The 24,236-nt window shown below is 61.6% G+C and carries 23 protein-coding genes; 14 read left to right on the top strand and 9 right to left on the bottom strand.

From position 1 onward, the window contains the following. The first annotated feature begins 78 nt into the window (after window positions 1-78). The 6 genes from hemA (at window position 79) to ACH2DG_RS08745 (ending at window position 7,621) form a co-directional block, all read left to right on the top strand. Window positions 79-1,383 carry a glutamyl-tRNA reductase gene (gene hemA, locus ACH2DG_RS08770; protein WP_395025542.1) on the top strand — a complete coding sequence of 435 codons (1,305 nt, stop codon included), beginning with the start codon at window positions 79-81 and terminating at the stop codon, window positions 1,381-1,383. 117 nt (window positions 1,384-1,500) lie between these two features. After that, the gene (gene prfA, locus ACH2DG_RS08765) at window positions 1,501-2,586 is read left to right on the top strand and encodes a peptide chain release factor 1 (RefSeq protein ID WP_395025541.1); all 1,086 of its coding nucleotides are present in this window, start codon (window positions 1,501-1,503) and stop codon (window positions 2,584-2,586) included. A gap of 20 nt (window positions 2,587-2,606) precedes the next feature. Then, window positions 2,607-4,637: a PEP/pyruvate-binding domain-containing protein gene (locus tag ACH2DG_RS08760; protein ID WP_395025539.1), complete on the top strand. Its 2,031-nt coding sequence runs from the start codon at window positions 2,607-2,609 to the stop codon at window positions 4,635-4,637. 30 nt (window positions 4,638-4,667) lie between these two features. Next, window positions 4,668-5,525, top strand: coding sequence for a peptide chain release factor N(5)-glutamine methyltransferase (prmC, locus tag ACH2DG_RS08755; protein ID WP_395025538.1), 858 nt, complete (start codon window positions 4,668-4,670; stop codon window positions 5,523-5,525). 94 nt (window positions 5,526-5,619) lie between these two features. After that, window positions 5,620-5,940 carry a Grx4 family monothiol glutaredoxin gene (gene grxD, locus ACH2DG_RS08750; protein WP_395025537.1) on the top strand — a complete coding sequence of 107 codons (321 nt, stop codon included), beginning with the start codon at window positions 5,620-5,622 and terminating at the stop codon, window positions 5,938-5,940. Between the two features lie 331 nt (window positions 5,941-6,271). Then, on the top strand, window positions 6,272-7,621 hold the full coding sequence (locus tag ACH2DG_RS08745; RefSeq protein ID WP_395025536.1) for a hemolysin family protein: 1,350 nt from the start codon (window positions 6,272-6,274) through the stop codon (window positions 7,619-7,621). A 147-nt stretch (window positions 7,622-7,768) separates the two neighbouring features. On the opposite strand, the gene ACH2DG_RS08740 is transcribed toward ACH2DG_RS08745, so the two are convergent. Both ACH2DG_RS08740 and ACH2DG_RS08735 read right to left on the bottom strand, forming a co-directional pair. Beyond that, window positions 7,769-8,431: a lytic transglycosylase domain-containing protein gene (locus ACH2DG_RS08740; protein ID WP_224150166.1), complete on the bottom strand. Its 663-nt coding sequence runs from the start codon at window positions 8,429-8,431 to the stop codon at window positions 7,769-7,771. 41 nt (window positions 8,432-8,472) lie between these two features. Then, window positions 8,473-10,218 (bottom strand): proline--tRNA ligase, encoded by a 1,746-nt coding sequence (locus ACH2DG_RS08735; RefSeq protein ID WP_224150167.1) that lies wholly within the window; start codon window positions 10,216-10,218, stop codon window positions 8,473-8,475. A 92-nt stretch (window positions 10,219-10,310) separates the two neighbouring features. Between ACH2DG_RS08735 and ACH2DG_RS08730 the strand changes: the two genes are divergently transcribed. Beyond that, window positions 10,311-11,030, top strand: a complete 720-nt coding sequence (locus ACH2DG_RS08730; RefSeq protein ID WP_395025535.1) for an RNA pyrophosphohydrolase — start codon at window positions 10,311-10,313, stop codon at window positions 11,028-11,030. A gap of 108 nt (window positions 11,031-11,138) precedes the next feature. Here the strand turns inward: ACH2DG_RS08730 and proB are convergent, their stop codons facing one another. From proB to rplU, 4 genes are all read right to left on the bottom strand, one after another. Beyond that, window positions 11,139-12,278: a glutamate 5-kinase gene (gene proB / locus ACH2DG_RS08725; RefSeq protein ID WP_395025533.1), complete on the bottom strand. Its 1,140-nt coding sequence runs from the start codon at window positions 12,276-12,278 to the stop codon at window positions 11,139-11,141. An 87-nt stretch (window positions 12,279-12,365) separates the two neighbouring features. After that, window positions 12,366-13,481 carry an Obg family GTPase CgtA gene (cgtA, locus tag ACH2DG_RS08720; RefSeq protein ID WP_395025532.1) on the bottom strand — a complete coding sequence of 372 codons (1,116 nt, stop codon included), beginning with the start codon at window positions 13,479-13,481 and terminating at the stop codon, window positions 12,366-12,368. Between the two features lie 192 nt (window positions 13,482-13,673). Further along, a complete protein-coding gene (rpmA, locus tag ACH2DG_RS08715; RefSeq protein WP_395025530.1) occupies window positions 13,674-13,934 on the bottom strand; it encodes a 50S ribosomal protein L27 in 261 nt (86 codons plus the stop codon). A gap of 29 nt (window positions 13,935-13,963) precedes the next feature. Further along, window positions 13,964-14,275 (bottom strand): 50S ribosomal protein L21, encoded by a 312-nt coding sequence (gene rplU, locus ACH2DG_RS08710; RefSeq protein ID WP_184707123.1) that lies wholly within the window; start codon window positions 14,273-14,275, stop codon window positions 13,964-13,966. A 269-nt stretch (window positions 14,276-14,544) separates the two neighbouring features. Between rplU and ACH2DG_RS08705 the strand changes: the two genes are divergently transcribed. From ACH2DG_RS08705 to ACH2DG_RS08675, 7 genes are all read left to right on the top strand, one after another. Then, the gene (locus ACH2DG_RS08705; RefSeq protein WP_395025639.1) at window positions 14,545-15,474 is read left to right on the top strand and encodes a polyprenyl synthetase family protein; all 930 of its coding nucleotides are present in this window, start codon (window positions 14,545-14,547) and stop codon (window positions 15,472-15,474) included. A gap of 161 nt (window positions 15,475-15,635) precedes the next feature. Beyond that, the gene (gene pilB, locus ACH2DG_RS08700; protein WP_395025529.1) at window positions 15,636-17,372 is read left to right on the top strand and encodes a type IV-A pilus assembly ATPase PilB; all 1,737 of its coding nucleotides are present in this window, start codon (window positions 15,636-15,638) and stop codon (window positions 17,370-17,372) included. 20 nt (window positions 17,373-17,392) lie between these two features. Further along, a complete protein-coding gene (locus ACH2DG_RS08695) occupies window positions 17,393-18,613 on the top strand; it encodes a type II secretion system F family protein (RefSeq protein ID WP_395025527.1) in 1,221 nt (406 codons plus the stop codon). Between the two features lie 2 nt (window positions 18,614-18,615). Further along, complete coding sequence (locus ACH2DG_RS08690; RefSeq protein ID WP_395025526.1) at window positions 18,616-19,479, top strand: prepilin peptidase; 864 nt, start codon at window positions 18,616-18,618, stop codon at window positions 19,477-19,479. Window positions 19,480-19,497: 18 nt separating this feature from the next. Next, window positions 19,498-20,121: a dephospho-CoA kinase gene (gene coaE / locus ACH2DG_RS08685; protein WP_395025524.1), complete on the top strand. Its 624-nt coding sequence runs from the start codon at window positions 19,498-19,500 to the stop codon at window positions 20,119-20,121. 9 nt (window positions 20,122-20,130) lie between these two features. Then, window positions 20,131-20,886, top strand: coding sequence for a cell division protein ZapD (gene zapD, locus ACH2DG_RS08680; protein WP_395025522.1), 756 nt, complete (start codon window positions 20,131-20,133; stop codon window positions 20,884-20,886). Between the two features lie 113 nt (window positions 20,887-20,999). Then, entirely contained in the window at window positions 21,000-21,212 is a 213-nt protein-coding gene (locus ACH2DG_RS08675) for a DNA gyrase inhibitor YacG (RefSeq protein WP_395025521.1), read from the top strand. A 105-nt stretch (window positions 21,213-21,317) separates the two neighbouring features. Here ACH2DG_RS08675 and ACH2DG_RS08670 read toward each other — a convergent pair whose 3' ends face one another. The 3 genes from ACH2DG_RS08670 to argJ all read right to left on the bottom strand — a co-directional run bounded on the left by ACH2DG_RS08670 (window position 21,318) and on the right by argJ (window position 24,218). Further along, the gene (locus ACH2DG_RS08670) at window positions 21,318-21,797 is read right to left on the bottom strand and encodes an NUDIX domain-containing protein (RefSeq protein ID WP_395025519.1); all 480 of its coding nucleotides are present in this window, start codon (window positions 21,795-21,797) and stop codon (window positions 21,318-21,320) included. Window positions 21,798-21,815: 18 nt separating this feature from the next. Continuing rightward, entirely contained in the window at window positions 21,816-22,772 is a 957-nt protein-coding gene (locus tag ACH2DG_RS08665) for an ATP-binding protein (protein WP_395025518.1), read from the bottom strand. A 204-nt stretch (window positions 22,773-22,976) separates the two neighbouring features. After that, window positions 22,977-24,218, bottom strand: a complete 1,242-nt coding sequence (gene argJ / locus ACH2DG_RS08660) for a bifunctional glutamate N-acetyltransferase/amino-acid acetyltransferase ArgJ (RefSeq protein ID WP_395025517.1) — start codon at window positions 24,216-24,218, stop codon at window positions 22,977-22,979. Window positions 24,219-24,236 lie beyond the last annotated feature (18 nt).

Raw genomic sequence — 24,236 nt, 5'->3', positions numbered from 1 at the left:
AAACGAGGTGATTGATATAAGTCAAGGTGGTACTGACACGACAAGCGCTGGTTTGGCAGAGATTTTATAATCCATGCCATGGCAGTTTGGGCCCTGGGCATCAACCACACGACGGCGCCGGTCGATATACGCGGCCGGTTTGCATTTGCACTCGACAAGATTGCGCCGACTTTGCAGAGTCTGCGCTCCTCGATTTCGGGTGTGCATAGCCACGCCGGTGTGGAAACCGCCATCCTGTCCACCTGCAACCGCACCGAGATTTACTGCGCTGCCCGCGAGCCAGCGCTGGACCACACCCTGCGCTGGCTGGCCCAAAGCGGTAATCTGCCGCCCGAGGCGCTGCAGAAATACACCTATTCCCTGCAGGACGGCTTTGCCGCACGCCATGCTTTCCGCGTGGCCAGCGGGCTCGACTCCATGGTGCTGGGCGAGGCGCAGATTCTCGGCCAGATGAAAAATGCCGTGCGAGCCGCCGAAGACGCCGGCTCGCTGGGCACCACGCTCAACCAGCTCTTCCAGCGCAGCTTTGCCATCGCCAAGGAAGTGCGCTCCTCCACCGAGATCGGCGCGCACAGCATCAGCATGGCGGCCGCGGCCGTGCGCCTCGCAGGCCAGCTGTTCGAGGAACTCACCAAGATTCGCGTCCTGTTTGTCGGCGCCGGCGAGATGATTGAACTGTGCGCCACGCACTTTGCGGCCAAGCAGCCTGCGCACATCACCATCGCCAACCGCACCCTGGAGCGCGGCGAAAAGCTGGCCGCGCAGTTTGGCGCCAGCACCATGCGCCTGTCCGAGCTGCCCGATCACCTGCACGAGTACGACGCCATCATCAGCTGCACTGCGTCCAGCCTGCCCATCATTGGCCTGGGCGCGGTGGAAAGCGCACTCAAAAAGCGCAAGCGCCGCCCGATCTTCATGGTCGATCTGGCCGTGCCGCGCGATATCGAAGCCGAGGTCAAGGACCTGGGCGATGTGTATCTCTACACCGTGGACGACCTCGCCCATGTCGTCAAGGCCGGGCAGGAGCTGCGCCAGGCTGCCGTGGTGCAGGCCGAAACCATCATCGACACGGGCGTGCAGCGCTTCGTGCAGTGGATGGACCAGCGCGCCCCCGAAGGCGGCGCGGTGCCGCTCATCCAGCAGATTCACGCGCAGGCCGACGTCTGGCGCGCAGCCGAGATCGAACGCGCCAAAAAGCGCCTGGCCAAGGGCGAAGATGTGGATGCCGTGCTCGAAGCCCTCTCGCGCGGCCTTGCGCAGAAGATGCTGCACGGCACCATGGCCGAGTTGCACGCGGGTGACGCCGATGCACGCGCGCAGACCGCCGATGTGGTTTCGCGCCTCTTCCTGCGCAACCAGCGCGGCGGCCAGTCCGGCTTGTAGCGGACGCTGCACTTGCTGCAGCCATTCGCCTCGCTCCCCTTCCTCTTTGCTCCTGTTTTTGATTACCTGCCGCGCATCTGGCGGGCGCTACAGGGCTATCTGACACAAAGAATCATCATGAAAGACTTCCTCCGCCAGCAGCTGGAACGCTATGCCGAACGCCTCAAGGAGCTGGATTTCCTGCTCTCGCGCGAAGACATCATGGCCAACATGCCGCAGTTCATGAAGCTCTCGCGCGAGCACACCGATGTGGCCGCCGTGGCAGAACGCTATGCACGCTTTGTGCAGGTGGAATCGGACATCGCCGGTGCCCGCGACATGCTGGCCGACCCGGACATGGCCGACATGGCGCAGGAAGAGATCACCAACGGCGAAGCCGAGCTGGAACAACTGGCGGCCCAGCTGCAGCGCATGCTGCTGCCCAAGGACCCGGATGACGCCCGCCCCGCCTTCGTTGAAGTGCGGGCAGGCACGGGCGGCGACGAATCGGCGCTGTTTGCCGGCGACATCACCCGCATGTACACGCGCTACGCCGAACGCATGGGCTGGAAGGTCGAGATCATGAGCGCCAACGAAGCAGAACTCGGCGGCTACAAGGAAGTGGTGCTGCGCATCGATGGCGGTGACAACGTATACGGCACCTTGCGCTTTGAAAGCGGCGGCCACCGCGTGCAACGCGTCCCCGCGACCGAAACGCAGGGCCGCATCCACACCAGCGCCTGCACCGTGGCCGTGATGCCCGAGCCCGACGAGCAGCAGGCCATCACCCTGAATCCGGCTGACCTGCGCATTGACACCTTCCGCGCCAGCGGCGCGGGCGGCCAGCACATCAACAAGACCGATTCGGCCGTGCGCGTGGTGCACTTGCCCACCGGCATCGTGGCCGAATGCCAGGACGGCCGCAGCCAGCACAGCAACAAGGCCAAGGCCCTGCAGGTGCTGCAGGCCCGCATTCAGGAAAAGGAACGCAGCGAGCGGGCCGCCAAGGAAGCGGCCATGCGCAAGGGCCTGATCGGCTCGGGCGACCGCAGCGACCGCATCCGCACCTACAACTTTCCGCAGGGCCGCTGCACCGACCATCGCATCAACCTGACCCTGTACAAGCTGGGCTTCATCATGGATGGCGACCTGAAGGAGCTGATGGACGCCCTGCAATCGGAGCGCGAAGCCGAACTGCTGGCCGAGCTGGAAGTCAACCAGTAAACCCGTAAGACTGGCGCACCATGTTCACCCACCGCCCCGGTATTGCCATACGCTCAGCGTTGTGTATCGCGTTGGCACTGGCTGCCAGCACCGCCTCAGCCCAACTGGCGCGCAAGCCATCGATGTACGAAGACGGGCGCGCGGCTGGCACCGCCCCGCCGCAGGAGCTGATGGCGCGGCCTGCAGGCACGCCCACGCCCTCGCAAGCCATGGGCAATCACAGCAGCCAGCCTTTTGCGGCAGCGCTGCATAGCCAGGCGGAGTTTGACCAGCTCGCCCGCGTCTACAACGCGGGCACGCCGCTGGCCCAGCCGCATGTCATCTTTGTGATCGACCGCCAGGTCCGGCCGGCACCTCGCCTGTATTTCATCAACACCCCCCGTTTTCAGTTGCACGACCGCTTTCTGCGCGAGCAAGGCCTGCTCGCGGGCGGCAAGGAGGCGCTCAACCGCAACTACCGTGACGCGGGCCGCCGCTTCATTCTGGGCACCCTCAGCTGGCAGCCGCAGATCGATGGCTTTGTGTACGAGTTCTGGGAAGGCGACCAATTGACCGCCACCTTGCTGCGCGAGACCGAAGCCCGGCTGCAGGGCAGCTTTTTTGCACCCGTGCGCTTCAAGGCCAACTCCAGCGCGCAAGAGCAGGTGGCCACGGGCGCAGGCATCGCGCCGGTCACGCAAAGCGCCCTGATCGGCCAGCAGCGCTTCTTGCCGCTGAACCCTGGCCAGGCCGTAGGCCGCCTGCGCCTGGTGGACGATATCGACCAGGCGCGCGATCTGCAACCCAGCGACATCGTCGTGCTGCGCCAGGTGCCCATCACCTTGCCCCCTGTGGCTGGCGTGGTGACCGAGCAGCCCTCCACCATGGTCTCGCACGTCAACCTGCTCGCCAGGGGCTGGGGCGTACCCAATGCCTACGTGCGCGATGCCAGCCGCGTGCTGGCCGCCCACAACGGCCAATGGGTACAGTTGACCGTAGGCGCCAAGGACTACCAGCTGCGTGCCGCAACGGCCGACGAGCGCGAGAACGCCATCCAGAAATCGGCGCTCAAGCGCAGCGTTGCGGGCGCCAGCATCCACAAGGACACGCGAACGACCGCCCTGCAGCCGCTGGCCGCACTGCGCGCGCAAAATCGCAGCCAATGCGGGGCCAAGGCCGCCAATCTGGGCGAGGTGCTGCATGCCGCCATCGCAGGCATCAGTGTTCCTGACGGCTTTTGCGTGCCCTTTGGCAGCTACACCAGTGCCATGCAGCGCTTTGGCCTGGCAGAAAAAATGGCACGCATGCAGCAGCAACCCGGCTTTGACAGCGATGCCGCCGTACGCCGCACAGCTTTGGCAGCGCTGCGTGCCGAGATCGAGCAGATGTCGCTGGACGCCTCTCTCACCCAAAATCTGCAAGCACGCTGGGCCAGCCAGTTGCAGGCAGCAGGCGTGTTCGTGCGCAGCTCATCCAGTTCGGAAGATCTGCCCGGCTTCAGCGGTGCGGGCCTCTACACCACCGTGCCCAACGTAAAAGGCGAAGCCGCACTGCAGGATGCCGTGCGCAAGGTATGGGCCTCGGTCTTCAATTTCGAGGCCTGGGAGGCACGCCGCGCCGCAGGCATTGCGCAGGACGCCGTCGCCATGGCGGTGCTGGTGCAAAAGGCCGTGGATTCTGACGCCTCGGGTGTGATGGTGACGCGCGACCCGCTGGGTGGCACGCCTCACAGCGTTTTCATTGCTGCCAAGCGCGGCATCGGCATCCGCGTGGTGGAGGGCCGCCGCGTGGCCGAGCAGGTGCTGTACTCGCGCCGCAGCCGCGCCGTGCAGGTGCTCAGCCGCTCTGCCGAAGACACCGAACTGCGCCTTGCGCCCGGCGGCGGCGTGCAGGAAGTGGCAGTGGCACAGCGCCAGGTGCTGACGGACGCGCTGGTGCAACGCCTGGCAGATGCAGGTGCGGCGATCGAAGCGCGCTTTGGCGCCCGCACGCAGGACATCGAATGGGCCGTGACCGGTGATCGTATCCTGATCCTGCAATCCAGGCCTTTTGTGCAGTCTGTGCGCAACTAGCAAGCGCAGATTGCTATCAAAAACATAGAAATGAATGCACCCACTTCCATGACGGTTGCGCAGGCGCTGGCCCAGGCAGCTGCCCAAGGCATCGCGCGTATCGATGCGCAGATGCTGCTGCTGCACCTGTGCGGCCAGCCCACGCACAGCCGCGCCTGGCTCATCACCCATGATGGCGATGCCTTGACCGCCGAGCAGGCGGCGCAGTGGCAGCAGCTGCTGCAACGCCGCGCAGACGGCGAGCCCGTGGCCTACCTGACCGGCCACAAAGGCTTTTACGGGCTGGATCTGGCAGTGGACGCGCGCGTGCTGGATCCGCGCCCCGACACCGAAACCCTGGTGGATTGGGCACTGGAGTTGCTGCCCGTCAACGGGGAAGGCCCGCCGCAGCTGCGCTTGGCCGACCTGGGCACGGGCAGTGGCGCCATTGCGCTGGCCCTGCAGCATGAGCGGCCCGCCGCCGAGGTGTGGGCGGTGGATGCGAGCCTCGACGCGATTGCGGTCGCCAGGGCCAATGCGGCGCGGCTGCAATTGCCCGTTCACTTTGCCCACAGCCACTGGCTGTCGGCGCTGCAAGGCGACTTTGATGCCATCGTCACCAACCCGCCCTATATCCGCGATGACGACCCGCACATGCCCGCGCTGCGCCATGAGCCGCGCCAGGCCCTGACGAGCGGCGCAGACGGCCTGGACGATATCCGCCATATCGTAAACACCGCGCCACAGTACCTGCGAAGCGGCGGGTGGCTGTTGATCGAGCATGGCTGGGACCAGGCGGGCGATGTACGCGCCCTGCTCGCGGCACGGGGTTTTGCCCAGGTACAAAGCCGCAACGACCTTGCCGGCATCGAGCGCGCCAGCGGCGGGCAATGGACTTCCGTGAAATAATGGTCTCCATCCGGCTTGATAAAGGGCGGTCTGCCCTTACCTAAGCGCTAATTCACACAACACTGAAACCACTCTCCCAAGACGGAGCCAACCCATGAGCGATACCCAACAACGCATCGACCAACTGGTCAAGGGCAATGACATCGTGCTGTTCATGAAGGGAACAGCCAGCTTTCCACAGTGCGGCTTCTCCGGCCGTGCCGTGCAGATCCTCAAGGCCAGCGGCGTTGATGCGCGGAACATCACCACCGTGAACGTGCTGGAAGATCCCGAAATCCGCCAAGGCATCAAGGATTACAGCCAGTGGCCCACCATTCCCCAGCTGTATGTGAAGGGCGAATTCATCGGTGGCTCGGACATCATGATGGAAATGTACGAATCGGGTGAATTGCAGCAGCTGGTGGCTGCAGCCTGACACAGATCAATTTTCGATGAAAGCCGCCCGCGGGGCGGCTTTTTTGTGCGCGCCGCACGCCCCAGCAATGGCCTTGCCGCCTCTGGCAGCAGGCGCATGCGGTAAGCTGGCTGGGGTTTGGCATTGCATCCTTCAAGATCGGCAAGCCCGACCATGCCAATCCGGCCCTGCAAAGCCTGCAGCGCCGCCCTCACGAAAGCACTTGCCAGCCGATTGGCCGGCATGCGACCATTGAACAAATTTCAAGAATCGGCAGAGCCCACACGCCCTGCCAACGCTTTCGCCGATAGATGCGAGCAGCCGGTCTGCACTGCTCCAACCGTTTTTGCTTATGAATGTGACGCAGAGCCTCCTCACCATTGCCTTGCTGATTGCCCTCAGCGCCTTTTTCTCCACAGCGGAGATTTCGCTGGCTGCTTCGCGCCGCCTGCGGTTGCGGCAAATGGTGGACGATGGCGATGCGCGGGCTGCCCTTGTCATCCGCACGCAAGAGCAGCCCGGGGAATATTTCACGGTGGCGCAGATCGGCGTCAACGCAGTCGCCATTTTGGGCGGCGTGGTCGGTGAAGGAGCGCTCACCCCTTTCTTTGCAGCATGGACCGAGCCTTGGCTGGGTGCCGAGCGTGCCGCCACCGTTGGGTTTCTCGCCTCGTTCACCCTGGTGACTTCGCTGTTCATCCTGCTGGCCGACCTGCTGCCCAAGCGCCTGTCGATGACCGAGCCCGAGCGCCTGGCCGTGCTGGTGTGCCGGCCCATGCAGTGGCTCACGGTAGTGTTCAAGCCGCTGGTGTGGCTCTTCAACCGGCTGGCCACGGGTCTCACACAGCTCCTGGGCCTGCCCACGGTGCGAGATGAGCGCATCACCTCCGAAGACATCCTCGCACTGACCGAAGTGGGCGCCAAGACCGGCCTGCTCGCCATCGGAGAGCAGCAGGTGATCGCCAATGTGTTCGAGCTTGACTCGCGCACCGTGGGCTCGGCCATGACGCAACGCGACCGCATCGCCTTCTTCTACCAGGACGACAGCGACGACATCATCCGCGCCCGCATTGCCGAAGAGCCCTTTTCCACCTACCCGGTGTGCGTGGGCGATATCGACCACGTGGTGGGCTATGTCGATGCCAAGGATCTGTTCCAGCGCGTGCTGAACAACCAGCCCATCAAGCTGACCGACGAGGCGCTGGTGCACAAGGCGCTGGTGGTGCCCGACAGGCTGACGCTGGCCGAGGTGCTCACCCAGTTCCGCCAGGCGCACGAGGACTTCGCCATCATCGTCAATGAGTACAGCCTGGTGGTCGGCGTCGTCACGCTGAACGATGTGATGAGCACCGTGATGGGCGATCTGGTCGGCCCGTCGGATGAAGAGCTGATCGTGCGCCGTGACGAGACCTCATGGTTGATCGATGGCATCACACCCATCGAGGATGTGGAACGCGCCCTGCTGCTGAACGAGTTGCCGCATTCCGAAGAATATGAGACTCTGGCGGGTTTCCTGATGGTGATGCTGCGCCGCATTCCCCGCCGCACGGACAAGGTCGTCTGGGGCAAGTACCAGTTCGAGGTGATGGACGTGGACAGCTACCGCGTCGACCAGGTGCTGGTGACCGTGGTCGATCCCAACAAGGTGCCCGACACGCCGGTGCCACCGTCCACGCAAGGGTCCGGTAGCCTGACGCACTGAGCCGCCTCGCCAGGATGGCATTCACGCTGCGGCCCTGAACGGGGGAGCAATAAAAAACCACCTCGCGGTGGTTTTTGTATTTTCGGGCTTTGGCGCTTACTGAGTGGACGCAGGCAGCTATCAATCAAGGAGCAATCAAATTACTGATCAGGCTTCCGTTTTGTTTTCGAACAGCCATTGGCGCTGCGCGCCGTACACGAGGTTGGGATAGGTGTCCTTGCCTCGGCTGCCGTTGTAGCGGCCCAGGGCCATGAACAGGTCGCCGTTTTCACGGTCGATGTAGTGGCGCAGGATGACACAGCCAAAACGCAGGTTGGTCTGCATGTGGAACAGCTTGCCTGGATCGCCGTCGCCGATCACCCGCGTCCAGAAAGGCATCACCTGCATGTAGCCGCGTGCCCCCACGTTGGACATGGCGTACTTGCGAAAACCGCTTTCCACCTGCACGAGTCCGAGCACCAGCGATTCATCAAGACGCGCACGCTTGGCCTCGTACCACACGGTCTGCAGGAAATCGCGGCGCACCTCCCAATCGGGCTTACGGCGGCGCAGGCGGTCGCTCATCGAGCCAAGCCAGCGCAGGTAGCGAATCTTGGCTTCGGTCGAGACGAACACCGGCTCAGGCGGCGCCGCACTGTTGATGGCGGCACTGAGGGCCGAGCGCACGGAGTCGATCAAAGGCTCTTCCAGCTGACCGCCCGCATGCGCAGCCTGTGGTGCAGCCAGCCACGCGCCCGGCCCCGCCAGCAGCGAAGCCATGGCCGCGCGGCGCGATACACCTGCGGATGAAACAATGGACGAACCCGTCATCTCGACAATCCCTCAGAACGACTCTGCGCTTGTGCGCTTTTTTAAGATTTTTGAATACGGCTGGTGACAAAGCCCAGCACGTCAGCCACGGCCACCTTGGTGGCGGCGGTATCTCGGCGGTGCTGGTACTCCACCATGCCTTCCTGCAAACCGCGGTCACCCAGCACCACGCGGTGGGGCACGCCGATCAACTCCCAGTCGGCAAACATGGCGCCAGGGCGCTCGCCGCGGTCGTCCAGTATCACATCCACGCCCGCAGCCAACAAGTCTGCGTGTAGCTTTTCAGCCGCAGTCTTTACCGCTTCGCTGCGGTCCATGCCGATGGGGCAGACCACCACGGTGAACGGCGCAATCGCGTCGGGCCAGATGATGCCGCGCTCGTCATGGTTCTGTTCGATGGCGGCAGCTGGCAGGCGCGTAACGCCAATGCCGTAGCACCCCATCTCGAATTCGGCAGGCTTTCCGTTTTCGGCCAGGAAGGTCGCCTTCATCGCCTTGGAGTACTTGGTGCCGAGGTAGAACACATGGCCGATCTCGATGCCGCGCTCGATCAGCAACTCGCCCTTGCCGTCGGGCGACTTGTCGCCAGCCACCACATTGCGCAGGTCGGCCACCACTTCAGGCTCAGGCAGATCGCGGCCAAAGTTAACACCTGTCAAATGGTAATCGGCCTCGTTGGCGCCGCAGACCCAGTCGGCCATCACGGCCACATCCCGGTCCACCACCAGCTTGACGGGCTTCTTCAGATTGACCGGGCCCAGGTAGCCAGGCTGGCAGCCAAAGTGGTCTTCGATCTCGGCCACCGTCGCAAAGCGGAAGTCGGCCAAACCTGGCACCTTGCCAACCTTGATCTCGTTCATGTCATGGTCGCCGCGCAACAGCAGCAGCCAGACCTGGGTTTTGACAATGTCGCCCGCCTCGTTGCGCTCGTCGGTGGCCAGCACCAGCGATTTGACGGTGTTCTGCAGGGGCAGCTTCAAAAGCTCTGCCACATCGGCGCAGGTGCTCTTGCCGGGCGTGGCGGTCTTGGCCATGGCCTGGGCGGCAGCGGGGCGCGCCTGCACAGGTGCCAGAGCCTCGGCCTTTTCGATGTTGGCCGCGTAGTCGCTGTCAGGGCAGTAGACGATGGCGTCTTCACCCGTGGCGGCAATCACCTGAAATTCTTCGCTCAGGTCGCCACCGATGGCGCCGCTGTCGGCACGCACGGCACGGTACTGCAGACCGAAGCGGTCGAAGATGCGCCTGTAAGCGGCGCGCATGGTCTGGTAGCTGATCTGGGCGGCATCGCGGTCCTTGTCGAAGGAGTAGGCGTCCTTCATGATGAACTCGCGGCCACGCATCAGGCCAAAGCGGGGGCGACGCTCGTCGCGGAACTTGGTCTGGATCTGGTAGAGGTTCTTGGGCAGCTGCTTGTAGCTTTTGAACTCCTGGCGGGCTATGTCGGTCACCACCTCTTCGCTGGTGGGCTGGATGACAAAATCGCGCTCGTGGCGGTCCTGAATGCGCAGCAACTCGGGGCCCATCTTCTCGAACCGGCCCGTTTCCTGCCACAGCTCTGCCGGTTGCACCACGGGCATGGACACTTCGATGGCGCCTGCACGGTTCATCTCTTCGCGCACGATGGCTTCGACCTTGCGGATCACACGCAGGCCCATTGGCATGTAGTTGTAGATGCCGGCACCGAGCTTTTTGATCATGCCGGCGCGGGTCATCAGCTGGTGGCTGACGATTTCAGCGTCCGCAGGCGCTTCTTTCAGGGTCGAGATGAGAAATTGCGAAGCTTTCATAGTCTATGACAATGGACCTAGTAGTTGCCCGCTTGAAGATGGCTTCAAGGCGCAGGCATAATGGACACAGTTTAAAAAATTGGGGTTAGATTATGCTGGACCGAGATGGCTTTAGGCCAAACGTCGGCATCATCCTGCTCAACCAGCGCAATCAGGTGTTTTGGGGCAAGCGCATCCGCACCCACAGCTGGCAGTTTCCGCAGGGCGGTATCGACCGTGGAGAAACCCCCGAGCAGGCGATGTTTCGAGAGCTGCATGAAGAAGTGGGCTTGCGACCAGAGCATGTCCGTATTGTGGCTAGAACGCGTGACTGGTTGCGATACGAGGTGCCCGAGCGCTTCATTCGACGCGATGCAAGAGGCTATTATCGCGGACAAAAGCAAATATGGTTTTTGCTCCAGTTAACCGGCAACGATTGGGACCTGAATCTGCGTGCCACCAACCACCCCGAGTTCGATGCCTGGCGCTGGAACGATTACTGGGTGCCGCTTGATGTGGTGGTGGAATTCAAGCGCGGCGTGTACGAGATGGCACTGACCGAGCTGTCGCGCTATGTGCCCCGCCAGGACGCCCGCAACCGCTACCTGCGCAGCAATGCGCGCCAGCGCGACCATGAGCATGGCGAGCAGTACCCGGCAGCGCTTCCCGCGCAGGCCGTGACGGAGACGCTGCAGGTGACCGTGACCACCACCACGGTCAGCTACCACTCGCCGCTGCGCATGATGCAGGAGATGGAGCTGCCCCCGGGCGCCAGCTTCGACCCCGATCCGGCCAATGCCACCCGCAGCAACCCGCCTTCTGGCAAGGCATGACCTGCGTGAATTCCCCCCCTGAAAAACAAAGCGCCCACTCGGGCGCTTTTGTTTTGATAGCTGCCTGTGCCCTACTGCCAAGCACCAGCAGCCCATTCCATCCAGGTTTCAGTGCCCGGTCAGCACCATGTTGTCACGGTGCAGCATTTCAGGTTCGCCCGTGTAGCCCAGCAGTTGCTCGAATTCGCCGGACGGCTTGCGGCACAGGCGGCGCGCCTCCGTGCTGCCATAGTTGGCAAGGCCCCGCGCCAGCTCGATGCCTTCGGGGTCGCGCACGCCGATCACTTCGCCGCGCGAGAACTCGCCATGCACGCTGACCATGCCGATGGGCAGCAGGCTCTTGCCTTCGCCGCGAAGCTTTTGCGCGGCGCCAGCATCCACCGTCACATAGCCATGCATCTGCAGGTGGTCCATCATCCACTGCTTGCGTGCCTGGTTCTTGTGGGTATCGGCCACCAGCAAGGTGCCAATCGCCTCACCCGCCACCAGGCGCAGCAGCGCGTTCGGCTCCCGCCCCCAGGCAATGACGGTCGATGCGCCCGAGCCGGCCGCCCGCTTGGCCGCCAGAATCTTGGTCAGCATGCCACCCTTGCCGATGCCGGAGCCGGCGCCGCCCGCCATGGCCTCCAGCTTCAGATCGCCCGCCTGCGCCTCGTGCACGAACTGGGCGTCGGGGTTCTTGCGTGGATCGGCGGTGTAGAGGCCCTTCTGGTCCGTCAGGATCACCAGTGCATCGGCTTCCACCAGGTTGGCCACCAGCGCACCCAGGGTGTCGTTGTCGCCAAACTTGATTTCGTCGTTGACCACGGTGTCGTTCTCATTGATCACCGGCACCACGCCCAGTTGCAGCAAGGTCAGGAGCGTGACACGCGCATTCAGGTAGCGCTCGCGGTCTGCCAGATCGGCGTGCGTCAGCAGCACCTGGGCACTGCCCAGGTTCTGTTCGCGCAGCTTGGTTTCGTACATCTGCACCAGGCCCATCTGGCCGACGGCGGCAGCGGCCTGCAGCTCATGGATCTCCTTGGGGCGCTGGTGCCAGCCCAGGCGCTTCATGCCCTCGGCAACGGCGCCGCTGGAAACCATGATGACTTCGCGCTTGATGCCGTCATCGCCATGCACCAGGGCCGCAAGCTGGCGGCTCCATTCGGTGATGGCACCTTCATCCAGGCCCTTGCCTTCGTTGGTAACCAGACTGGAGCCGACTTTGACCACGATGCGACGTGCGTCGCGCAGAACATTCGATGCCATTTTTTGCTTTTTCTGGCGTTTGCGCCCGCCTGGCAAGCGCAAGCAGCTATCAATAAATGAGTAACCTAGGGATGCAGCGGCCGCCGCTCAATCGGGCGACGAAAAACGCGGATCGTCCGAATAACTGGGCTGCTCCAGCTCAGCACCTGCCACAAAGCGCGGATCCACCTCTTGCGGCTCCTGCTCTGCCTTTTGCATGCTGTGCACGAACTGGAAGATTTCCTTGATCAACGGCTCGCAGCCTTCACGCGTCAAGGCCGAGATTTCGTACACCGGGCCCTTCCATTTGTAGCGCTTGACGAAATCCTTGACCTTGGCGGCACGTTCCTCGACCGGAATCATGTCCAGCTTGTTGAGCACCAGCCAGCGCGGCTTGCTGTAGAGTTCTTCGTCGTATTTCTTCAACTCTGCCACGATCGCCTTGGCTTGCGCAACGGGATCCACGCCCTCGTCGAACGGCGCCAGATCAACGATATGCAGCAGCAAGCGTGTGCGCTGCAGGTGGCGCAGAAACTGGTGACCGAGGCCCGCACCGTCGGAAGCGCCTTCGATCAGGCCCGGAATATCGGCCACGACAAAGCTCTTCTCGGGCCCCACGCGCACCACGCCCAGGTTGGGGTGCAGGGTGGTGAACGGGTAGTCGGCAATCTTGGGGCGTGCGTTGGATACCGCCGAGATGAAGGTGGATTTGCCCGCATTGGGCATACCCAGCAAACCCACGTCTGCCAGCACCTTCAGCTCCAGCTTCAGGTTGCGGCGCTCACCTTTCCAGCCAGGGGTTTTCTGGCGGGGGGCACGGTTGATGGCGCTCTTGAAGCGCAGGTTGCCAAAGCCGCCGTCACCGCCCTTGGCAATGGTGATCACCTCGCCGGGGTTGAGCAGTTCAAAAAGCACCTCACCGGTTTCAGCGTCGGTGATGATGGTGCCCACCGGCATGTGCAAGGTGATGTCCTTGCCCGCTGCACCAAACATGTCCGATCCCTTGCCGTGCTCGCCCCGCTCCGCATCATGGCGGCGCGAGTAGCGGTAGTCGATCAGGGTGTTGAGGTTGACATCGGCCAGTGCGTACACGTGGCCACCACGGCCGCCATCGCCCCCATCGGGGCCGCCGAATTCCTTGTATTTTTCGTGGCGGAACGACACACAGCCATTGCCACCATCGCCAGCTGCAATGTCAATAAACGCTTCATCTACGAATTTCATGGTCGTCATCCACCCGCCCCGATACCGGGAATACGGGATTTGTCTGCTGCACCTTGCCGGGGTACCCGGCTGCAGCGCTGCCAAAACCGCTATTGTCGCATCCACAGCAACAGCGGCATGGCCCAAAAACACCAAAGCCCCGCACCAGCGGGGCTTTGACCAGGGCCGAAGCCCGGGAGACACTTGTTTGTCTTAAGCAGCCTTGGTGATGCTCACCGTGTGCTTGGACAGAGCGCCCTTGGTTTCGAAGGTCACGTGGCCATCGACCAGAGCAAACAAGGTGTGATCCTTGCCCAGGCCGACATTGGTGCCGGGATGGAACTTGGTGCCGCGCTGGCGAACGATGATGGAACCTGCGCTGATCAATTGACCACCGAAAGCCTTCACACCCAGCATTTTTGGCTTGGAATCACGTCCATTTCGCGTAGAGCCGCCGCCTTTTTTCTGTGCCATGAGATATAGCTCCTGTTAAGCTGCCAACATTAAGCAGCAATTGCACCGATTTGCAGTTCGGTGAACTGCTGGCGATGGCCTTGACGCTTCTGATAGTGCTTACGACGACGCATCTTGAAAATGCGCACCTTGTCGTGCTTACCATGGGCTACCACCGTAGCCTTAACCGTTGCACCGGACACCAAGGGCGTGCCGATCTTCAGTTCTGCGCCGTCGCCGACTGCCAGGACCTGATCGATCACGATTTCTTGGCCTACGTCCGCAGCAATCTGTTCTACCTTGATTTTTTCGCCGGAAGCAACGCGATATTGCTTGCCACCGGTTTTTATGACCGCGTACATATGAACCTCTAAAAGGGGATAGCTTGCAAAGAAATTTCGCAAGAGCCGAAGATTGTATCACGCCCCTCGAAAAGCTGCAAGCAGTACTCTCCCCCCAGTCTTCTGGCGCATGTAAAGAGCACATCACCAGGGCTGGCACCGGGGCAAGTGCACCAGGATTGCTGCCACGGTTTCTATAATGCTGCATCCATAAAAATACCGAGATAGCCGCCTTGTCCGAGTCCAACACCACCACTCAGCCCCATCCTCTCAGCCTGGTCGCCGACGACATGCGTCAGGTGGACGCCGTCATTGCCCACCGGCTGAGCTCCTCGGTTCCACTGATTGGAGAGATCGCGCACTACATCATCTCGGCAGGCGGCAAGCGGTTGCGGCCTGCGTTGCTGCTGATGGTGGCCGGCGCACTGGGCTACAAGGGCGAGCAGCGCTTCAATCTCGCAGCTGTGGTGGAATTCATCCACACCGCCACCTTGCTGCACGATGATGTAGTTGACGAATCAACCATGCGACGCGGCAAACCGACGGCCAACGAGAGCTTTGGCAATGCAGCCAGCGTGCTGGTCGGCGACTTTCTGCATTCGCGCGCCTTCCAGATGATGGTGGATGCCGACAGCATGCAGGTCATGCAGATTCTCTCGGAAGCAACGAACATCATCGCCGAAGGTGAAGTGCAGCAGCTCATCAACACCCACAATGTGGATCTGGATGAGGCAGGCTACCTGACCGTCATCCGCTCCAAGACCGCCAAGCTATTCGAAGCCAGCGCGCGTCTTGCCGCCGTGCTGGCGGGCTCGGACGCGGCCGTGGAGACCGCCTGCGCCAGCTATGGTCGCGCGCTGGGCACCGCGTTCCAGGTGATCGATGATGCGCTGGACTATGACGGCGACACCGAAGTGATGGGCAAGAACATCGGCGACGACCTTCGCGAAGGCAAGGTCACCCTGCCCCTGATCATCGCCATGCAACGCGCAACAGCGGCAGATCGTCAATTGATTGTGAACGCCATTGAAACAGGCGCCACCCCGCATATGGCTGAAATCGTGCAGCTGGTCAAAGCCACCGGCGCGCTGGATGCCACCCGCGCTGCGGCAGGTCAGCAGGCCCAGGAAGCCATCGACTGCCTGGATCATCTCCCCCAGAACACATTCACCGAAGCCCTGCGCGGCCTGGCTTCGCAACTGCTCACGCGCCGGGTGTAAGAATGACCAAGGCCCCCATGGCTTGGTCAATGAAGGCCAACTGTCGTACATCCACTGCAGACAGGCGAGGAGAGCCGGGCTTTTTTTGTTAAATCTCCAAACAACTGCTACAGTTTCCGGAATACGCAGAGAGGCTATCTACGATAGGCGTAACCGATTACATGGCTGACAACACCACAATTTCTCCAGCACCATCCATTGCACTGCCGGGCATCGCCCGCGCCTTGGTCGCCAGCGGCAAGCTTCCGCTGGCCAAGGCCGAGGCTTTGTATGCCAGCAGTATCAAGAGCAAAAACAGCTTCATTGGAGAACTGGTTGCCAGCGGCGCTGTTTCGGGCATTGATGTGGCCGCCATCATTTCTGCCGTCTACAGCGTCCCGCTGATCGATCTCGACGCCGTCGACGCAGACCGGCTGCCCAGCGGGCTTCTGGATGCCAAACTGGCATCCGCCAACAAGATCGTCGCACTCGCCAAACGCGGCAATCGCCTGGTGGTAGCCACTGCAGACCCCACCGACCACTCCGTGGCGGAGCAGATCAAGTTCAGCACGCAGCTCAGCGTGGATTGGGTGGTTGCCGAGCACGCCAAGGTAACCAAGCTGCTCGAATCGGTCGCCAAGCAAACAGGAGACAACCTCAACGACTTGGTTGGCGATGTCAATCTCAATGAGTTTGAGATTTCGGACGATACAGACTCGACCGACAAGAGCGCCAACGATGAGATGGACGTCGAGGATGCGCCCATCGTCAAATTCCTGCAGAAGATGCTGATCGATGCATTCAATATGCGCGCATCCGACCTGCATTTTGAGCCCTACGAGCACAACTACCGCATTCGCTACCGTATCGACGGCGAGCTGCGCGAGATTGCATCGCCGCCGACAGGCATCAAGGACAAGCTCGCCTCCCGCATCAAGGTCATTTCGCGCCTGGACATCTCCGAAAAGCGAGTGCCGCAGGACGGCCGCATGAAGCTGAAGATCGGTGCAGACCGGGTGATCGACTTCCGTGTGAGCACCTTGCCAACGCTGTTTGGCGAGAAGATCGTGATCCGTATTCTGGACCCGAGCAGCGCCAAGCTGGGCATTGATGCCCTTGGCTATGAGCCCGTTGAGAAGGAGCGACTGCTGGACGCGATCAAGCGCCCCTACGGCATGATCTTGGTGACGGGGCCGACTGGCTCGGGCAAGACCGTGTCGCTCTATACCTGCCTCAATATCCTGAATACGCCAGCAGTCAACATCGCCACGGCAGAAGACCCTTCGGAAATCAACCTTCCGGGCGTCAACCAGGTCAACGTCAATGAAAAGGCGGGCCTGACCTTTGCGACAGCCCTCAAGGCGTTTCTGCGGCAGGATCCCGACATCATCATGGTGGGTGAAATCCGTGATCTGGAAACGGCCGATATCGCCATAAAAGCCGCGCAGACCGGTCACCTGGTGCTATCAACGCTGCACACCAACGACGCCCCCACCACGCTCACTCGCATGCGCAACATGGGCATTGCGCCGTTCAACATCGCGTCCAGCGTGATCCTGATCACCGCTCAGCGCCTGGCGCGGCGCCTGTGCCCCAACTGCAAGCGACCAACGGAAATTCCGCACGAGAATCTGCTGGAAGCCGGATTTACCGACGAGGATCTGGATGGCACCTGGATGCCCTATGAGGCCGTCGGATGCGACGCCTGCAACAATGGCTACAAGGGGCGGGTCGGCATCTACCAGGTGATGCCCGTCTCCGAAGAAATTCAGCGCATCATCCTGCGCGACGGCAGCGCACTGGAAATCGCGGAACAGGCCGAGGTGGAGGGCGTACGCTCCCTGCGCCAGTCTGGTCTTCACAAAGTCAAAAAGGGATTGACCTCGCTGGAAGAGGTTCTGGCCGTCACCAACGAATAAAGCAATGAGGGCAGGGAGAAATGGCAACAACCGTCAACAAGAAAACATCGAACGAAGCCGTTTACGAGTGGGAGGGTAAAGACCGCAACGGCAAGATCGTGCGCGGCGAAACCCGCGCCGGCGGCGAGAACCAGGTGGTCGCTTCCTTGCGACGCCAGGGTATTTTGCCGTCCAAGATCAAGAAGCGCCGCATGCGCTCGGGCAAGAAGATCAAGCCCAAGGATATTGCACTCTTCACCCGCCAGTTGGCGACCATGATGAAGGCGGGCGTGCCATTGCTGCAGGCCTTTGACATTGTGGGCCGTGGCAGCACCAACGCCAGCGTAACCAAACTGCTCAATGACATCCGCAGCGATGTGGAATCGGGTTCATCGCTCAGCACCGCCTTCCGCCGCCATCCGATGCAATTCAATGCCCTGTACTGCAATCTGGTGGAAGCCGGGGAAGCCGCCGGTATTCTGGAGAGCCTGCTGGATCGTCTGGCCACCTACATGGAAAAGACCGAGGCGATCAAGAGCAAGATCCGCTCGGCCCTCATGTATCCCTCCGCGGTGATCATCGTTGCGTTCGTGGTGGTGGCCGTGATCATGATCTTCGTGATTCCGGCCTTCAAGGAAGTGTTCACCTCCTTTGGCGCCGATTTGCCGGGCCCGACGCTGATCGTGATGGGCATCAGCGACTTTTTCGTCAAGTACTGGTATTTGATCTTCTTTGGCATTGGCGGTGCCGTGTACTTCTTCTTCCAGGCCTGGAGGCGCAGCGAGAAGATGCAGCGTTTCATGGACCGCTGGCTGCTGCGCGTGCCCATTTTTGGCCCATTGATTGAAAAATCCTGCGTGGCGCGCTGGACCCGCACGCTGTCAACCATGTTTGCGGCAGGCGTTCCACTGGTGGAAGCCCTGGACTCCGTGGGCGGCGCCTCCGGCAACTCGGTATTTGCTGTCGCTACCGAAAAGATCCAGCAGGAAGTCTCCACGGGTACCAGCCTGACCGTGGCCATGGCCGATGCCAATGTGTTTCCGTCAATGGTCATCCAGATGTGCGCCATTGGTGAGGAGTCCGGCTCCATCGACCATATGCTGGGCAAGGCTGCAGACTTCTACGAAGCCGAGGTTGACGAGGCCGTTGCCGGCCTGTCCAGCCTGATGGAGCCCATCATCATCGTGTTCCTGGGCACAATCATCGGCGGCATCGTGGTATCGATGTATCTGCCCATCTTCAAGCTCGGCCAGGTGGTGTAAGCGTGTCGGAAAGTTCCTTGTACGTGGCCTTGTTTGCGCTGCTGGGTTTGCTGGTAGGCAGTTTTTTGAACGTGGTGATCCATCGATTGCCGATGATGCTGGAGCGGCACTGGAAGCGGGATGCGCAGGCGCTTTTGGCGGGAGATGTAGAAGCCCCTGGCGTGGAGGACGAAGCAGGTGCTGACCACTTCAATCTCTGCACCCCTGCTTCGCGCTGCCCACACTGCAAGCACCAGATCCGCTGGTTTGAGAATATTCCCATCGTCAGTTGGCTGTTCCTGCGCGGCAAATGCAGCCAGTGCAAAACAGGCATCTCGGTACGGTACCCGCTGGTGGAATTGGCCAACGGATTGCTGTGGGCCTATTGCATCCACCGCTGGGGACTGACCGCCACTGGCGCAGCATGGTGTTTTTTCTCGTCCATGCTGCTCACCGCATCCCTGATCGACTGGGACACGACCCTGCTGCCTGACGACCTGACCTTGCCGCTGCTGTGGGCCGGATTGCTGTGCAGCGCGCTGGGCTGGATTCCAGTACCACTCAAGGATTCGCTCTATGGTGCGGCCGCAGGTTACCTGTCGCTGTGGAGCATCTACTGGGCCTTCAAGCTGCTGACCGGCAAGGAAGGCATGGGGTATGGTGACTTCAAGCTATTGGCCGCGTTGGGTGCCTGGTTTGGCTGGCAAGCCCTCATTCCGATTGCGTTGTTCTCTTCCGTGGTCGGGGCGGTGATTGGAATCGGCCTCAAGGTCTTTTCCAGCCTGCGTGAAGGCGGCTATATGCCGTTTGGCCCCTTCCTGGCAGGTGCCGGCTTCTTGGTGATGTGGTTTGGCACCGGCATCATTGACCGCCTGCTGCAGCCCTGATGTAGGGATCAGAAGGCGATGAAACCCCGCATCGGCGTCACTGGCGGTATCGGCAGCGGCAAGAGCACGGTCTCCGAGCGGTTTGCGCAACTGGGCTGCGCCGTCATTGATGCCGATCAGATCGCGCGCGCCCTGACACTGCCGGGTGGTGCCGCCATTGCTGCCATCCAAGCGCAATTTGGCGCGCATTTCATCACCCAGGATGGCGCGCTCGACCGTACCCAGATGCGTGAAGCCGTGTTTCAAGACCCTGGTGCCAAACAGAAGCTTGAAGCCATTCTTCACCCCTTGATTCAGCGCAGCATTTTTGACCGCTATGCGGATGCGTGTTTGCACAGCGATGCAAAAATGGTCATTTTCGATATCCCACTCCTGGCCGAATCGGGCCAATGGAGCCCGCGCCTGGACCAGGTCATCGTCGTGGACTGCGAGGAGCGCACGCAACGGGCCCGCGTACAGGCGCGCAGCCAGTTGTCTGCCGAAGCGGTGAATGCCATCATGGCGCAGCAGGCCAGCCGGGAACAGCGTCTGCGCAAGGCTGATTGGGTCATCTGGAATGAAACGCTCTCGTTACAAGCGCTAGGCGATGAGGTCCTGGGCCTATACAATGAATTGATAGCAGCCCTTGCGCTCCAACCCTGACGTCTTTCTGTGATTGTTTACGAGTACCCATTTAACGAACGCGTACGCTCCTACCTCCGGTTGGATTATCTGCTGCGCCGGTTGGATGTACTTTTGCAGCGCAGCACCGATGTCGACCACCATTTCGCCATCACCACGCTGTTCGAGATCATGGATGTCGCCTCGCGCACCGATCTGAAGGCAGACCTCCTCAAAGACCTGGAACGCCAGCGCCAGCAGTTCAACGCCTACCGTGCCAGCCCCATGATTGCCGTCGACATGCTCGACAAGGTGATTGCACAACTGGACAGTGCCCACACACAGCTGCGCGAGCAAAACGGCAAGCCCAGCCAGTTGCTGATCGAGAACGAGTGGCTGATGGCCATCCGCAACCGCTCGGGCATCCCGGGAGGCACCTGCACTTTTGACCTGCCCAGCTACCACACCTGGCTGCATGCCGACAGCGAATTGCGACGCGCAGATCTGCAGCGCTGGACCGAGCCTTTTGCGCCACTGGCAGGTGCACTCTTTCTGTTGCTCAAGCTGTTTCGCGATTCCGGCACTCCACAGCGCATTGCCACCATACGCGGGCAGTTCCAGCAAAACCTGCCTCAGGGCCGCACCTACCAGTTGCTGCGCCTGCGGCTCGACCCGGAAGCCGCTCTGGTGCCCGAAATCAGCGGCAACCGGCTGATGATCTCGATCCGCATGCTGCACAAGGCCGACAACGGCCAGATGGTGCTCACCCAGCAGGATGGCCAGTATGAAATGGTGCTGTGCGCCTGAGCGGTTGATTTTTCGCTGAAAACTGGCTTACAGCTGACATGTGCCGATTGCTATCGGTTTTCTAAAAGCATATGCCTCAGCAATGGTTGAATGGCCCCGCCTACAATCACTGCATGAGTATGACTACGGACCACGACACCCCTGCCATCACCTGCCCCCAGTGTGGCGGCCCCTCCAGCTTTGCCAAGAGCAACCGATTCCGCCCATTCTGCAGTGAGCGCTGCAAGATGATTGACCTGGGCGCCTGGGGCAATGAGGATTTTCGTGTGCCCGCCGAGTCACCACCCCTGGATGCGCAATATGGCGACCCGCGCCATGAAGACTAGCCGCATTGACATTGTCTGTATTGCCTATCTCAATCCCAGGCGCAGCAAGCACCATCGGCTATATGTTTTGATGCACCACCGCATTCAGGTGCACCGCGTGCCCGGCTATTGCCCTTCTGCCAAGGCTACATTGGCGTAATGCGCCACATCAAACGGTAGCCCGCGCTCTTCGCTCAGCCATTGCAACACCGGGAAAGACCCCTCCAGCACCGGCCGCACGGTCAGCGGCAACTGTTGCCAGGACATCTGCTGGCCTTCGCGCATCTCAAATTCGCCTGTCCATTGCGTCACCTTGCACCAATGCAGGCGCACCAGCGCGTGCGTGTAGCTGTGCTCCGTCACCTTCCAGGCGATGCAGTTGGCAATGGTGATACCCAGCTCCTCCTGCAACTCCCGGCGCAAAGCCTGCTCCACCGTCTCGCCATCTTCCAGCTTGCCGCCGGGGAACTCCCACCAGCCCGCACGCGGCTTGCCCGCCGGGCGGCTGGTGATCAGCAGTGCGTTGTCGCTTTCGCGGATCAGCACGCCCACGGCCACTTCGGTGTATTTGCGTGGCTCTGCGCCAGTTGTGGATAACTCAGTCACTTTTCACCCAATTTCTGTTCAATCTTCTTCAGCCTCTTCACCCAGATCTGCCACGTCGGCAATGCGGGCTCGGCCTTCCGCCTGGCGGTTGGCTCCGCGCCCCGCCCAGTCGCGTGCAAACTGGTGCGCCACCCGGCCGCTGCGCGATCCGCGCTCCAGCGCCCAGACCAGCGCCTCGGGCCGGGACGCTTCAATCTCGTCGGTCGGCACGCCCAGCGCCGACATCCACTGGGCCACCACACGCAGGTACTCATCCTGGCTGAAGGGGTAGAAGCTCACCCACAGGCCAAAGCGCTCCGACAGCGAAATCTTCTCTTCCACCACTTCGCCCGGGTGGATCTCGCCGTTCTCGCCCTTTTGCTGCGCCAGGTTGTCCGTCATGTATTCGGGCAGCAGGTGGCGCCGGTTGCTGGTGGCGTAGACCAGCACGTTGGGCGTGGCAGCGCTCACCGAGCCGTCCAGGATCGATTTCATCGCCTTGTAGCCGGGCTCTCCCTCTTCAAAGCTCAGATCATCGCAATAAATGATGAACTTCTCGGGCCGGCCCGCCACCACATCCACAATATCGGGCAGATCGGTCAGGTCGGCCTTGTCCACCTCGATCAGGCGCAGCCCCTGGGGGGCGTAGCTGTGCAGGCAGGCACGGATCAACGAGGACTTGCCCGTGCCGCGCGCCCCCGTCAGCAACACGTTGTTGGCCGTCCGCCCTTGCACAAACTGCTCGGTATTGCGCGCAATCTTGTCTTTCTGAACATCAATGTTCTGCAAATCGCTCAATTGCATGGCCCCTACATGGCGTACAGGCTCCAGCACACCGCAGCCGTTGGCGCGCTTGCGGTAGCGCCAGGCAATCGCGTCATTCCAGTCGGCCGGAGCCTGGAGCGCCTGCGGCAGTACCGCCTCGATACGCTGCATCAGTTGCTCGGCACGCACCACCAGGCGTTCCAATGGAGAAAAAGAGGAATCCAAGGACATGGTATCTGTCTCCGATTTACTATATTTTCAATAGCTACCAGCGCTTGACGGGCAGGCACCAGAACGCAATAACGCTTAAAAATACCACAATACAAAGCACAAAGGGCCCGTAGGCCCTTGGTGGTATATCGCAAGCTGCGGAGGCTGCCTTTCCCACTGCAGAGGGGCGGCAGGGCCGGGAGCCGCAGATGCCGGCTGCACTGCTCAGGAGCGGTAGTCGGCGTTGATGCTGACGTAGTCGTGGCTCAGGTCGCAGGTCCACACGGTGGTATTGGCCGTGCCACGGCCCAACTGCACACGCACCACGATTTCCTGCTGCTTCATCACGCGCTGACCATCGGCTTCTTCGTAGGACGGGTTGCGACCGCCATGGGTGGCCACATGCACATCGTCCAGGTACAACTCGATCTTGGTCTGGTCCAGGTCTTCAATGCCGGCATAGCCCACAGCGGCCAGAATGCGGCCCAGGTTGGGGTCGCTGGCGAAGAAGGCGGTTTTGACCAGCGGCGAATGGGCAATCGCATAGGCCACCTGGCGGCATTCCTCCTCGGTACGGCCCTGCTCCACCTCGATCTGGATGAACTTGGTAGCCCCTTCACCATCGCGCACGATGGCCTGCGCCAACTTCTGCGCAACATCACGCAACGCAGCCATCAAGGCCTGCCCGTCGGCGCTGCTCCAGTCGGTCACCACCGCGTTACCTGCCTGGTTGGTGGCAACCACCACAAACGAGTCATTGGTCGAAGTGTCGCCGTCAATCGTAATGCGGTTGAAGGACTGGTCTGCCAGTTGTTTGGCCAGCGCGGGCAGCAGTGCCGCATCAATGGCGGCATCCGTTGCCAGGAAGCTCAGCATGGTTGCCATGTTGGGGCGGATCATGCCAGCCCCCTTGCTGATGCCAGTGACATGCACCGTCTTCCCGCCCACCACGGCCTTGGCAGAAAACGCCTTGGCAATGGTGTCGGTCGTCATGATGCCTTCGGCCGCCTTGGCCCAGTTGCCAGCCTGCGCGTCTGCGATGGCGGCGGGCAGACCAGCCGTGATGCGGTCCACCGGCAGCGGCTCCATGATGACGCCGGTCGAGAACGGCAGCACCTGCTTGGCATCGATTTTCAGCAAGCCCGCCAATGCGTCGCAAGTGGCATTGGCACGGGCCAGGCCATCGGCACCGGTGCCCGCATTGGCGTTGCCGGTATTGATGACCATGGCGCGAATGCCGCCATCTGCCTTGCCCTGGACAGCCAGGTGCTCGCGGCAGATCTGCACGGGTGCAGCGCAGAAGCGGTTTTTGGTGAACACCCCGGCCACGTGGCTGCCTTCATCAAGCAGGAATACGGTCAGGTCCTTGCGGTTGGCCTTGCGCACACCGGCCTCCGTCACACCAATGCGAACACCGGCGATCGGTGCCAGATCCTGCGCCACAGGGGCTTTCAAATTGACGGGCATGTCAGTCTTTCAAAAATG

It is taken from the genome of Comamonas odontotermitis (genome assembly GCF_040396735.1).
Taxonomy (GTDB): Bacteria; Pseudomonadota; Gammaproteobacteria; order Burkholderiales; family Burkholderiaceae_C; genus Comamonas; species Comamonas odontotermitis_C.
The sequence above is the reverse complement of the archived record's forward strand: the minus strand, read 5'-3'. Positions and strand labels throughout refer to the sequence as shown.